This window comes from Pseudophaeobacter leonis (assembly GCF_002087335.1).
GTDB lineage: Bacteria > Pseudomonadota > Alphaproteobacteria > Rhodobacterales > Rhodobacteraceae > Pseudophaeobacter > Pseudophaeobacter leonis.
In genome coordinates this window covers 1-13088 of sequence record NZ_MWVJ01000113.1, presented here as the reverse complement: position 1 = coordinate 13088, position 13088 = coordinate 1, and the positions used below count along the sequence as shown (strand labels likewise).

Below are 13088 nucleotides of genomic sequence, written 5' to 3'. Positions count from 1 at the left end.
CAAAATCCTCAAGTTGATTATGAGCTACGTGCGCAACAGCTATGAGGCGCGCGCGCCGGGAGTTTGCAGCGCATCCTCCCAGCCTGCGTCCTCATGATCGGCCTCAGCAGTTGAGGTGGCAAAGCTGCCCGCAGCGACGACGCTTTGGTTCAGAGCCGTTGAGGCAGGCAGAACTTTTCCGGGACGGTTGATCAGGCGGGCCATTTCAAGCCCGGCAATGACCATTTCACTCCAGCTGGGGCAGGCCATGTAGCGCGGCTCCCAGGTTGGTGCAAAGCAGGCTTTGAACCGGCGCAGCCCCGAATCCATCCGGGCTGCATAGCGATGATCGGGGACCGCAGCCAGGACAGGCGGGCAATACCCTCTTCGGCGCTGGCGCTGATGGCGGCGCGCAGCAACACATGTCCCGTGCCGTCCGGCGCATTCGGACAGATGCGGATAAGGTCCAGGCACCATTCCGCCTTTGAGACATGCAGGCTGATAAACCCGATGATGCGGTCGTTCTGCCAGGCAAGAAACACGCGTTGCGTGGCAAGATAGTTGGCTTCAAACCGGCCCATTGTGGTGCCACGGGCGCCGCCGTGCTGCTCTTGCCAGAGCTTGTCCAGCGCTTCCATCTGCGCCAGCGGCAGATTGGTGGGTGCCGGCAGCACTGTCAGTCCTGACTTTTCTGCGTGTCGCAGCTTGCGTCGCAACTGGCGATGGTGTGAGCCGGCCTCGTTGAACGCGGCGGGGGAGAGGACGGCCTCGGCGGCAATACGCAGAACAGCCCAGCCAGCCTGACGCGCCGCTAGGGCGTTGCGTGCGGAGCACTTGTAAATACAAGGGGTTGCATTGCGTTGCTGGGCATAGCGTTTCAAGGGCGCAAGGGTTTCGCGGAGCTCTCCCACCAGGGGGTCAAGCAGCGCCACCGAGATCTGCGGGCTGTCGAGCAGGGCCAATTGGTTGAAGCCAAAAGACTGTACGTGACCGCCGTTTTGACGAATAACACCGGTTTCGGCACAGGGACGCTGGTGTTGCAGGGCGCAAGCTGATGCGCGCCGGGCGCCAAGAAGGTCCGGATCAATCACCGGTGCCCGCATGGTTTTCAGGCGCTGCGGCATAAGCATCATGGCGCAGGAGAGCGCCGCCGGCAGGGCATAGTACACCAGCCGGAAGGCCAGCAGCGCGGCCAGCAAGCCGGTGCTGTCCTGCGCCGGCAGGAGGGTGAAGACCATCAACTCCAACGGGCCTGTGCCCCCCGGCGCCGAGGACAGAATCGCGGCTGCCAAAGCGATAAGATAGACCACAACAAGAGTGCTCCAGGGGATATCCAGCATGCCGGGCAGCAACACCCACAGGGCGGAGCCCGCCGCGAGAACATCGATCAGCGCCCAGACAGACAGGGCCACCATAGCCGTCAGCGAGGGCCAGCGCAGGTTCAGCCGTCCCAGTGACAGCGTAGGCGCCAGAAAGCTGAGGACGGTCGCGCCAAGCGCAGTTGCCACGAGGATCCCACCGACTGGGGTGAACCAGGGCGACAATGGAACCATCAGCATTGCCACGCCGCAAATCACGGCCAAAGCCGCCATAAAGGTGAGGCCCACCAGACCAGTCAGCTGCGCGGCCTGCATGGCCGTCAGCCCCGGAACCAAACGCCAGCGGGCATAGGCACCGGGGAACAGGCCAAAGCCAACCAGCTGGGAAAACGCGATCGCAGCCATTCCTGCCCTGCGGGCTTGCGGGCCATCCAGGCCAGTTTGCAGGTGGCGGTGGGCGACGGAATCATAGCGCCCCAGAGCCCAGAAACTGACCGCTGTTGCGACACAGGCGGCAAGCCATTGCCACAGTTTAAGCCCGCCCAGCAGGGCCCAGATTTCAGAGGCCGAGGGCAGCTCTATGCGCGTCGACAGCGCCCAGAGGCACAGGGCGGCCATTGCAAAGGGGGCGGACAGGCGGGCGAGCTGGAGAATGTGTCCTGCGGTTGGGTGTTTGGGGCTCTGCATCCTGATCCTTTTGCTGGCCCGATAGGGGCAGAAAAGTCAGCATACCAACCGCAGGTTTTCGCGGCGCTAATTGCAGCGCAGTGTAGGAGCGAATTCCTGGCCCCAGTATTGACCTAAGTATTGCCCTAAGTATTGGCCCCAGTGTTGGTCCCGGTATTGCCCCCGGGGGATGTCCGGCATCAAGTCTCTGCCAGAATCTCTTTCTGGGCCTGGCGCAAAAACAAGGCCATCTTTTCGCGGATAACCTCGTCCGTGGCTTTCCCTTTCAGATCAGCGGAAACCTTGCGCACAACATCTTCGTGTCCAGGTTCCTGCAGGTCCGCGGAAACCACGGTGGCAGCGTAGCTTTTTGCCGCATCACCGCTCAGATCCAAAAGCTCAGCCGCCCAAAGCCCCAGGATCTTGTTGCACCGGGCCTGCGCCCGAAAACGCAATTCTTCATCATGGGCAAATTTGGCCTCAAAAGCCTGCTCGCGGTCGCTAAATGTCGTCATGTCATTCCTTCCCTTTAAACAGATGCGTGATTGTTAATATGGGGTTGCAGCTGGTGTGGAACAAGGGTGGTGCAAGGCATGCCGCAGCCTTTTTATGCCGGGTTTTGTGCCAGAAGAGCGGCCTGGCGCCGGGCCTGCTATGGCATAAAAGGGCGAGGCTGCGCTCATAGTGCGGGTCGGTTTTGTCATCTGCAGGGTGGTCAAACCGACTGAAACGGTCACATAACGCCCTTTGTGTTGCCTTGCGGGGCTCTGCTGTGCTTGCAGCACTGCACCCCTTGCACTATGAGAGCGACAAGAAACCGGGTCGGGATTCCGGCCTTTACCTCGAAAGGCTCCTCATGGCACGTCGCAAAAAGATTTACGAAGGCAAAGCCAAAACATTGTATGAAGGTCCCGAGCCGGGCACCATTGTGCAGTATTTCAAGGATGATGCCACCGCTTTCAACGCAGAAAAGCGCGAAGTGATCGAAGCCAAAGGCGTTCTGAACAACCTGCTCAGTGAGTATTTCATGCAGGGTCTGGGCCAGATCGGGGTTCCAACACATTTCCTGAAGCGGCTGAACATGCGCGAGCAGCTGGTTCGGTCCTGTGAAATCATTCCGCTGGAAGTGATCGTGCGCAACTATGCTGCTGGTTCCATGTCCAAGCGGCTTGGCATTGACGAGGGCACCCAGCTGCCACGCCGCATCGTGGAATACTGCTACAAAGACGACTCACTTGGCGACCCTCTGGTGACGGAAGAGCATATTGCCGCCTTTGGCTGGGCCAGTCAGCAGGATATGGACGATATCCTCAGCCTGGCGCTGCGGGTGAATGACTTTATGTCTGGCGTGATGCTGGCCGTTGGCATTCGTCTGGTTGATTTCAAAATCGAGATCGGCCGCGTTTATGACGGCGATTTCCAGCGCCTGGTTGTGGCCGATGAGATCAGCCCCGACAGCTGCCGCCTGTGGGACATTGAAAGCGGGCAAAAGCTCGACAAGGATGTGTTCCGTCGTGATCTTGGCAGCCTGACGGATGCCTATAGCGAAGTGGCACGGCGCCTGGGCGTGATGCCAAACAATCCACCAGCACCCAGCAAGCCAACATTGGTGAACTGATCTGCTGTAACACTCTGGCCTGCTCCTTTTTGGTGTGACGGGGGCAGGCACTACCAAATTTTCTGCAAAGGGCGCGGCCGCAGGTCTGGCCCCATCGAACCTGAGGAAAGACACGATGAAGGCACGGGTGCATGTAATGCTGAAGAACGGGGTTCTGGATCCGCAGGGCGAGGCAGTGCGTCATGCATTGGGCGCCATGGGGTTCGACAAGGTCGAAGGTGTGCGTCAGGGCAAGGTGATCGATCTTGATCTGGCCGCAGGCGCCACTGAGGCTGACGTGACCGAGATGTGCGAAAAGCTGCTCGCCAATACTGTGATTGAATCCTACAGCATCGAGATTCAGTGATGAAAGCAGCCGTCGTCGTATTTCCCGGATCCAACTGTGATCGCGATCTGGCCGTGGCTTTTGAACGGGCCGGTTTTGATGTCTCCATGGTCTGGCACAAGGACAGCGTGCTGCCAGAAGGTATTGATATCGTAGGGGTTCCCGGTGGCTTCTCCTATGGTGACTATCTGCGCTGCGGCGCCATTGCGGCGCAGTCGCCGATCTGTCAGGCCGTGGTGGAACATGCCAAGCGCGGCGGCTACGCCATGGGGGTCTGCAATGGGTTTCAGATCCTGACCGAAACCGGCGTTCTGCCAGGGGCCTTGCTGCGCAAGGCGGGGCTGAAATACATCTGCCGCACCGTTGATCTTGAGGTGGCGACTGCCGACAGCGTCTTTACTCAGGGCTACGCCAAAGGCGATGTCATTGGCATTCCTATTGCGCATCACGACGGCAACTATTTTGCCGATGCCGAAACCATCGCCGCCCTGAAAGATCAGGACCGCTTTGCCTTTACCTACAGGCAAAACCCTAATGGCTCTGTCGATGACATTGCCGGGATCCTGTCGGAAAACCGCCGGGTTCTGGGCATGATGCCGCACCCGGAGAGGGCGGCGGATGAAGGTCATGGTGGCACCGATGGAACGGCAGTCTTTCGCGCATTGGCCGGGATTGTCGCGGCAGCGTGACTTGAGCTCTTGCGGTGGCAGCTCTAGGATTTTCCTATGATTGCGCCGCAGGACTCCAAACACCTATTTGCCAAACCGGAGCGGTCAGGGACTATTCCCTGGCAGGCACGGCTTGCCTTGGTGCTGTTTATGGCTGTGGCCACGGCAACGGTCTGGGTGACCAATCAGCAGCTGACCCATCGCTTTACTGACAGCACCCGCAATCGCGGTGAGCTGCGGCTGGCATTATATTCTGGCAATCTGGTGAGCGAGTTGCGCCGCCATGCCATCGTGCCGCAGCTGCTGGCGCGGGATCAGGCCCTGATTGCGGCGCTGCAAAGCCAGGATTTCTCTCTGTCCACCCAGCGGCTGATCTCGTTTATCGACGAAATCGGGGCCGCGTCTATCATGCTGATGGCCAGCGATGGGCGCACGGTTGCGGCGACAAATCGCAACCGGTTGGGGGAAATCCACCGCAATGCAGCCTATTTTGTCGATGCGGCCCGGGCAAAATCCACAGTGTTTTCGGTGATCAAGCGTGAGGTGGGCGGCTATCGCTTTACCTATTCGCGCCGCGTCATCGACACCTCTGGCCTGCTGGGGGTGATCGTCATTGAGGTGGACCTGCGCAAGTTTGAGCGCGCCTGGGCCGGTGTTTCGGATGCGGTGCTGGTGACCGACAGCACCGGCAATATCGTGCTTGCGACCGAGGCGCGCTGGCGCGGCCTGAAAGAGAGCGATGCGGTCAAGCTGCAGACCCCCGAGGGGGCGATCCAGCGGGCGTTTCGCGCCACGGCAGACTGGAGCACGCTGCCCCCCGATGCCTATCTGCAGGGCGAGGCGGTCATGCGGCTGGAAAACCGGGTGCCGTTTCAGGGCTGGCGGATGACCTCGTTTACCACCTATGCCTCGATCCGCGAGAAGGTGAACGCGGTTCTGGCACTTGAAATCATGGGATTCGCCCTCCTGCTGGCGCGGGCCTTTTATGCGCTTAGCCGCAAGACGGCGCTGCGGATGGCGCTGTTTCAGCGCGAGTCGGCGGAGCTTCGCGTATTGAACGCCCGCCTGCAGCGGGAAATCGCCGAGCGCGAGCGCATGCAAAAGACCCTGGCTGTGGCCGAACAAAGCCTGGCGCAGAGCTCTAAACTGGCAGCCCTGGGCGAGATGTCGGCCGCTGTCAGCCATGAGCTGAACCAGCCTCTGGCAGCGATGAAAACCTACCTCGCCGGGGCGCGGCTTTTGCTCAATCGCAACCGGCCCGACGAGGCGCTGGCCTCCTTTGGCCGCATTGATGATCTGATAGAGCGCATGGGGGCGATCACCCGGCAGCTCAAATCTTATGCCCGCAAGGGCGGCGACAGTTTCAGCCCTGTAAACCTTGGCGATGCGCTGGCGTCCAGCCTGTCGATGATGGAGCCGCAACTGCGTCAGCGCCACGTCAAAATCACCCGGATCCTGCCTGATGACCCGGTTTTTGTCATGGCAGACCGGATGCGTCTGAAGCAGGGTATGGTCAACCTCTTGCGCAATGCACTGGATGCCACCAAATCAGTAGAGGATCCCGAGGTTGAGATCCTGTTGGCCGCCGGTGAGACCGCAACACTGACGGTGCGCGACAATGGCGTCGGGATTGAGGATTTTGGCAGCCTCTTTGACCCCTTCTATACCACCAAACAGGCGGGGGATGGGGTCGGACTGGGGCTTGCCATCTCCTCTGGGATCGTCAACGACCTAGGCGGCAGGCTCTCGGCCCGTAATGGGCAAAACGGCGGAGCCGTGTTTGCAATGCAATTGCCGATCCTGGTGGACGGTGTTGAGGCCGCGCAGTAGCGGTACGGATATGTAGAAGGGGGGCCAAATGGCACAGGCCATGAAAATCGCAATTGTTGATGATGAGCAGGACATGCGCCAGTCGATCAGCCAGTGGTTGGCGCTGTCGGGCTATGACACCGAAACCTTTGCCAGCGCCGAAGATGCGCTCAAGGAGCTGGGGCCGGACTATCCGGGCATCGTCATCTCCGACATCAAGATGCCCGGCATGGACGGCATGCAGTTCCTCAAAAAGCTGATGGGCGGCGACAGTGGCCTGCCGGTGATCATGATCACCGGCCACGGGGATGTACCCATGGCGGTTGGGCGATGCGGGGTGGGGGGTTTGATTTTCTGGAAAAGCCGTTCAACCCGGACCGTATGTCAGAACTTGCAAAGCGCGCCACCGGCGCCCGCCGTCTGACACTGGACAACCGCGCACTGCGCCGCGAGCTGTCGGATGGCAGCCAGATCATGAAAAAGCTCATTGGCATGAGCCCGGTGATGGAGCGTCTGCGGGAAGATATCCTCGATCTGGGCCAGGCCGATGGCCATGTGCTGATAGACGGTGAGACCGGCACCGGCAAGACCCTTGTGGCGCATGCGCTGCACGCGGTGGGCAGCCGGGCTGGCAAGAAATTTGTGCTGATCTCCTGTGCGGCACTGGAAGAAGAGGCGCTGTCCAAGCGCTTGTTTGGCCCGATGCAGCCCGAAGACAGCCTGTTGCCCGCGCTGGAAGAGGCCCGTGGTGGCACTCTGATTCTTGAGGGGATCGAGGCGCTGAGCGAGCCCTTGCAGGCGAAGCTTTTGAGCGCCATCAATGAGCAGGGCATGCCGGGGGAGACGCGGATCATTGCGATCTCTAATCTGCAGGAAGCAGGCAAGACCTGCGAGGACGCGCTGCGGCCTGATCTGTTTTACCGTCTGGCGGCGCTGCGGATCATCGTGCCGCCGTTGCGCCAGCGCGGCGAAGACATCCTGACGCTTTTTACCCGGCTTTGTGAACAATTTGCCGAAGAGTATGGCTGTGATGCGCCACAGGTCACAGCGCAGGAGGCAGCGCAGCTGTTGCAGGCGCCCTGGCCGGGCAATGTGCGTCAGCTGATCAACGTGGCCGAGCGCGCGGTGCTACAGGCCCGCCGTGGCTCTGGCACAATCGCGTCGCTCTTGATGTCGGATCACGAGGAAATGCAGCCGGTGATGACCACCGAAGGAAAGCCGCTGAAAGAATATGTCGAAGCGTTTGAGCGCATGTTGATCGACAATACCATGCGCCGCCACAAAGGATCGATTGCCAGCGTGATGGAAGAGCTGTGCCTGCCCCGGCGCACGCTGAACGAGAAGATGGCCAAATACGCACTGCAGCGTTCCGACTATCTCGGCTAAAGGCTCAAGGTTACCCACAGGAGAGGCCCTCCTGTGGGTAAGGGGCATTTGTTAGCCGAATCCAGGGATTTGGCCTGGGGATGGTTCGATTGACGCCGGGAAAGTGCCAAATCATCAACCATTCATTCATCATTTCGCGTTTTACCCATATTGTCGCCCGTTCGGCCAAGCCCAGATGACGAATGCCCATTGTCATTGCCTCTGCGCTGGTCTTATGGTGAGCGAGTGGAGTGACGTCAGACGACCGGCGCCCCATTCAAGATGAGTTTCGCTGTCTCGCGCTTTTTTCCGGCATGATCCGACACCGGCATGAACCGAAAAACATGAGACAGACCGATTGGCTCCGAAATTACATCGGAGCAGCTAAGCGCCTCTTTGTATAATCCTTTGTACAATCAAAGAGGAATAACAAGGCAGGCAACGGGCCCTCCCGACCTGTCGGAGAAGAAACGCGATGACGCGCGCGCGAGCGAAGAGCATGCAGGCACGAGGACCGGACGTAAGTTCCAGGGCCATCTCCTGTTGTGCGCCGTCCCAGATCGCCCTGACAAGACACCCCCCAATACATGCGCGACCCCCCGGACCGGGAGGGCTTGCGTCTGCGCAGGGCAGGTGCACTAAGGAAACATGGCAAAGAAGATGCTTATCGATGCCACCCACGCGGAAGAAAACCGCGTCGTGGTGGTCGACGGAAACAAGGTCGAGGAATTCGATTTTGAATCCGAGAATAAACGCCAGCTAGCTGGCAACATTTATCTGGCAAAAGTCACACGGGTCGAGCCTTCGTTGCAGGCGGCCTTTGTGGAATATGGCGGCAACCGGCACGGCTTTCTGGCGTTCTCGGAAATTCACCCCGATTATTACCAGATCCCTGTCGCGGACCGCGAAGCCCTGATGGAAGAAGAACGTGCCTATGCGGAAACGCTGCGGGCCCGTGATGATGAAGAAGAGGCAAAGCCCTCCCGGTCTCGTTCGCGTGGCCGAAAAGGCTCGCGCTCCAAGGCGTCCAAGATCACCTCGGGTGATGCGGTTGAGACCAAGGAAGTGGCGGCTGAGGCCGAGGCTGCAGCTGAGGGTGTCGCGGCTCCTGAGGTCGCTGAGACCCCTGCAGTGCAGGAAATCGCCGGTATGGAGACGATTGACCTTGTTGATGAGGTCGAAAGCGATGAGGCCAAGCTGGCGGAGGTTCCCGAAGGGGCGTCGCCAATGGAGCTTGTGGCTGAAACGCCCGTCGAAGAGCCTGACTCTTTGGAAGACGTTTCTGCCAAGGACGCAGCCGAGGCCGCATCGAGTGATGAGGCCGCATCCGGTGATGCCGGCGAAAACGCGACAACAGACAATGCGACTGCCGACAAAGAGGCTCCCGAAAGTGAGGCCGACAACAGCGATGACGGCGAAGAGTCTTCTGAGCGCGCTGATGCCAGCTCAAAAGATGACAGCATCGAATCTGTGGCTGACGAAGACGATATCGAAGACATTCGTCCGGCCCGTAAACCGCGTGCCCGTCGCTACAAAATCCAAGAAGTCATCAAGGTGCGCCAGGTTCTGCTGGTTCAGGTCGTCAAAGAAGAGCGTGGCATAAAGGCGCCGCTCTCACAACCTCTCTGTCGCTGGCCGGTCGCTACTGCGTTCTGATGCCAAACACGGCGCGCGGTGGTGGCATCAGCCGCAAGATCACCAATGCCGTGGACCGCAAAAAACTGAAAGACATCCAACCGAACTCGACGTGCCAACCGGCGCAGGCCTGATTGTGCGCACCGCCGGTGCGAAACGCACCAAGGCCGAGATCAAGCGCGACTACGAATACCTGCAGCGCCTGTGGGAACAGATCCGCGAGCTGACACTGAAAAGCGTCGCCCCCGCCAAGATCTATGAAGAAGGTGATCTGATCAAACGGTCTATCCGGGACCTCTATAACCGTGAGATCGACGAGGTGCTGGTCGAAGGCGAACGCGGCTATCGCATCGCCAAGGACTTCATGAAAATGAGCATGCCGTCCCACGCCAAGAACGTGAAGAATTATCAGGAAACCCTGCCGCTCTTTGCCCGCTTCCAGGTTGAAAGCTACCTGTCCGGCATGTTCAACCCGACCGTACAGCTGCGCTCGGGTGGCTATATCGTGATTGATTCCACCGAGGCCCTGGTGGCCGTTGATGTGAACTCTGGTCGTGCCACCAAACAGTCGTCGATCGAGGAGCCCGCGCTGAACACAAACCTGGAGGCCGCCGAAGAAGTTGCCCGCCAGCTGCGTCTGCGTGACCTCGCTGGTCTGATCGTGATCGATTTCATCGATATGGATGAGCGTAAAAACAACGCCGCCGTTGAAAACCGGATGAAAGACAAGCTGAAGACCGATCGTGCGCGCATTCAGGTGGGCCGTATCTCGGGCTTTGGTTTGATGGAAATGTCGCGTCAGCGCCTGCGTCCTGGCATGATCGAGGCCACCACCAAACCTTGTCCCCATTGCCACGGCACCGGTCTTATCCGGTCTGATGACTCGCTGGCCCTGTCGATCCTGCGCCAAATCGAGGAAGAAGGCACCCGCCGTCGCTCTCGTGAGGTTCTGGTGCGCTGCCCCATCGATATTGCCAATTATCTGATGAACCAAAAGCGCGAGCACATCGCCCAGATCGAGGCCCGCTATGGGTTGTCGGTTCGCATCGAAGGCGATGCGCATCTGGTGAGCCCTGACTTCACGCTTGAAAAGCTCAAGACGGCCACCCGCGTGGTTGCGGTTGCACCAACGCCTGTCGTGTCTGTCGATACATCGATCATGGCACAGGTTGATGCCGAAGAAGCCGAGACTGACGAGGAAGAACTCGCAGCAGAAGATGTGAGCGAAGCTCAAGAGGTTGAGAACGATGCAGAAACCAATGGCGAAGACAAGCCCAAGCGCAAGCGTCGGCGTCGGCGTCGGCGTAAGTCGAACAATGGTAGCGAAAACTCTGAAGAGGACGGGGATGATAAATCCCAGACCTCGGGTGCCGAGGCTGGGAGTGACAAATCTGCGACCACTGGCGAGACTAATGCTGAGGCCACAGGTGAAACCACTGGCGAGGCTGCGGAAGAGGGGGCATCTGAAGACAAGAAGCCGTCTCGAAGCCGCACCCGGACCCGCACTCGTGGCGGCCGCTCGCGCTCTAAGAAGAGCGACGTGACGGCTGTTGCCTCGGCCGCGGCAAGTTCTGATCAAACGCCTGTGACAGCTGAACCTGTGACAGCTGAGGCCGAAACAGTGTCGAGCGTTGATGCCTCTGAGGCCCCTGCTGAGGTGGCGGGCACAAGTGAGCCGCTGCAGAACAGACCTCACCCAACAACGAGGCTGTCGCTGAGACCGTCGCCTCTGAGGATGCGCCTGCACCAGCCCCTGCGCCTGCAGCAGAAAGCGCTGCAGAGACACCGGTTGAGGTTGCGGAACCAGCTGTGGCAGAAGCCGCCCCAGTTGATGCCGCTGCAGGCAATGCTGCGGAGGCCGAAGGGGCTCCAAAAGCTTCGGCTGTGGTCGACGAGACCCCGTCTGGCGATGACGTTCAGTCTGCTGATACCGCTGAGCCTGACGCCCCTCAGGTTACAGAAGCTGCGGTGGCAGAGGTGGAAGCCCCTGCGCCAGAGGCGGCGCCAGAACCCGTGCTGGCAGGTGCTGCAGCAGAGCCGGAGGCTCCACCAAAACCGAAACGCCGAGGCTGGTGGTCAAAAGGCTAAGAGATAAGAAGGCGGATCTTAGGGTCCGCCTTTTTCTTTGGGGCGGTCGTCGTGACCCGGGCCAGAACTCCGTGACCTTGGCCACAGGCTAATGGCCCAATCACAGGTGAATAGCTCAGGAGATTTAGAAACGTGAGCAAAGACAAGACCAGTCCTGCCGGTATGCTGAGCGAAATTTTGGCGCTGGAAGAAAGCGTCTGGCAGGCTTTGATATCTGGGGACATGGCAGCGGACAAAAAGGCCCTGCACCCGGATTTTTTGGGCGTCTACCCAAGCGGATTTGCTGCGCGTCAGGATCACCTGGACCAGCTGAAACAGGGGCCCTCAATTGCGTCGCATTTTTTGTCGCAGGCGCGCTTGCTGCAGCTTGGGCCAGACTATGTGTGCCTGTCATATCACGCCCGTTTCACCCGGGCAGGTGCCGGGGTTGAGGAGGCCATGTATGTCTCTTCAATCTGGCAACGTGCGGGGCAGAGCTGGGTCAATGTCTTTAGTCAGGACACGCCTGAAATGACGGGGTGAGAAAGATGGAAACAGCTCCAAAACTGGTGAGTTATTTGGGGGCGATTCTGCAGTGGAGACATCAAAGGGTTGCGCCTGGGCTGGCATGTGGTGACAGGCATCTCGCCCGCTGAGCAATGTCACAGGAAGGCAGCTTGCCTCGGCTAGCCGCCCTTGCGTATCCGGTAGATTTGGTGGTCATCCTGTGCGATCTGACCCAGAAACTCATGTCCCGCTTCAGCGCAGAAATGCGGCACATCAATCACAGCGGCGGGATCATCGGCTAGCATTTGTAAAACAGCCCCCGGCGCAAGCGACTTTAGCCGTTTGCGCGCCTTGAGAACGGGCAGGGGACAGAGCAGTCCGATGGCATCTAGTGAAGCATCCGGGTGGTCAGCAAAGGCAGGGTCGTGATCAGTCATGGGATCTCAAATAAGGCCCTCGTCACGCGCTGTCCACAAGGTTGTGACCTTGGGCCCCCGTGACCTTTGCCATCGAGTGGTCTAAGGGAAGATATGTTTGGAATCGAGATCATAGACGCAGGGCTGCTCCCTGCGATGTTCGTGGCGCTCCTGGGCGGGCTTGTCAGCTTTTTGTCCCCCTGCGTGTTGCCGATTGTGCCGCCCTATCTTGCCTATATGAGCGGTGTCTCTATTGGCGAGATGCAGGGGACGGCCTCGGCACGCCGTAAGGTGATCCTGTCGGCCCTGTTTTTTGTCATGGGGCTGTCGACTGTGTTCTTGCTGCTGGGATTCACCGCCTCGGTTTTTGGCGCCTTCGTGTTGCAAAACCAAGAGCTGTTTGCGCAGGCCTCTGGTGTGGTCGTGATCATCTTTGGTCTGCATTTTTTGTCGGTGTTTCGCATTCCTATTCTGGACCGTGAGGCCCGCATGGATACAGGGCAGGCCGGAGGCTCTGTGCTTGGCGCCTATGTTCTGGGGCTGGCCTTTGCCTTTGGCTGGACGCCCTGCATCGGGCCGCAGCTGGGGGCGATCTTGTCGCTGGCCGCCTCCGAGGCCTCGGTGGCGCGTGGCACTGTATTGCTGGGGATCTATGCGCTGGGGCTCGGCGTGCCTTTCTTGTTGGCCGCAATCTTCCTCAACCGCTCTATGGTG

Annotated in this window: 10 protein-coding genes and 2 pseudogenes; 8 read left to right on the top strand and 4 right to left on the bottom strand. The window is 59.5% G+C overall.

The window, feature by feature from the left end; translation table 11 throughout:
• Positions 1–39: 39 nt before the first annotated feature.
• From B4968_RS24930 to B4968_RS20850, 3 genes are all read right to left on the bottom strand, one after another.
• Complete coding sequence (locus tag B4968_RS24930; RefSeq protein WP_241525902.1) at positions 40–249, bottom strand: hypothetical protein; 210 nt, start codon at positions 247–249, stop codon at positions 40–42.
• Entirely contained in the window at positions 192–1985 is a 1794-nt protein-coding gene (locus B4968_RS20855) for a phosphatidylglycerol lysyltransferase domain-containing protein (RefSeq protein WP_241525901.1), read from the bottom strand. Before B4968_RS20855 ends, B4968_RS24930 begins: the two co-directional genes overlap by 58 nt.
• A gap of 179 nt (positions 1986–2164) precedes the next feature.
• Positions 2165–2479, bottom strand: coding sequence for a DUF1476 domain-containing protein (locus B4968_RS20850; protein WP_083101163.1), 315 nt, complete (start codon positions 2477–2479; stop codon positions 2165–2167).
• A gap of 341 nt (positions 2480–2820) precedes the next feature.
• Here B4968_RS20850 and purC point away from each other — a divergent pair, with 341 nt between their 5' ends.
• From purC to B4968_RS20815, 7 genes and pseudogenes are all read left to right on the top strand, one after another.
• Positions 2821–3582, top strand: coding sequence for a phosphoribosylaminoimidazolesuccinocarboxamide synthase (purC, locus tag B4968_RS20845; RefSeq protein WP_083101220.1), 762 nt, complete (start codon positions 2821–2823; stop codon positions 3580–3582).
• A 115-nt stretch (positions 3583–3697) separates the two neighbouring features.
• Positions 3698–3928, top strand: coding sequence for a phosphoribosylformylglycinamidine synthase subunit PurS (gene purS, locus B4968_RS20840; RefSeq protein WP_083101162.1), 231 nt, complete (start codon positions 3698–3700; stop codon positions 3926–3928).
• Positions 3928–4596, top strand: coding sequence for a phosphoribosylformylglycinamidine synthase subunit PurQ (purQ, locus tag B4968_RS20835; RefSeq protein WP_083101161.1), 669 nt, complete (start codon positions 3928–3930; stop codon positions 4594–4596). Before purS ends, purQ begins: the two co-directional genes overlap by 1 nt.
• A gap of 36 nt (positions 4597–4632) precedes the next feature.
• Positions 4633–6405 (top strand): sensor histidine kinase, encoded by a 1773-nt coding sequence (locus B4968_RS20830; protein WP_083101160.1) that lies wholly within the window; start codon positions 4633–4635, stop codon positions 6403–6405.
• Positions 6406–6433: 28 nt separating this feature from the next.
• A pseudogene (locus B4968_RS20825) lies at positions 6434–7770 on the top strand (sigma-54-dependent transcriptional regulator).
• A gap of 627 nt (positions 7771–8397) precedes the next feature.
• Positions 8398–11472, top strand: a pseudogene (locus tag B4968_RS20820) (Rne/Rng family ribonuclease).
• Between the two features lie 132 nt (positions 11473–11604).
• The gene (locus tag B4968_RS20815) at positions 11605–11994 is read left to right on the top strand and encodes a nuclear transport factor 2 family protein (RefSeq protein WP_241525900.1); all 390 of its coding nucleotides are present in this window, start codon (positions 11605–11607) and stop codon (positions 11992–11994) included.
• A gap of 143 nt (positions 11995–12137) precedes the next feature.
• Here B4968_RS20815 and B4968_RS20810 read toward each other — a convergent pair whose 3' ends face one another.
• Positions 12138–12395 (bottom strand): sulfurtransferase TusA family protein, encoded by a 258-nt coding sequence (locus B4968_RS20810; RefSeq protein WP_083101159.1) that lies wholly within the window; start codon positions 12393–12395, stop codon positions 12138–12140.
• 93 nt (positions 12396–12488) lie between these two features.
• Here B4968_RS20810 and B4968_RS20805 point away from each other — a divergent pair.
• On the top strand, positions 12489–13088 hold a 600-nt coding region (locus tag B4968_RS20805; protein ID WP_083101158.1), incomplete at its 3' end, for a cytochrome c biogenesis CcdA family protein.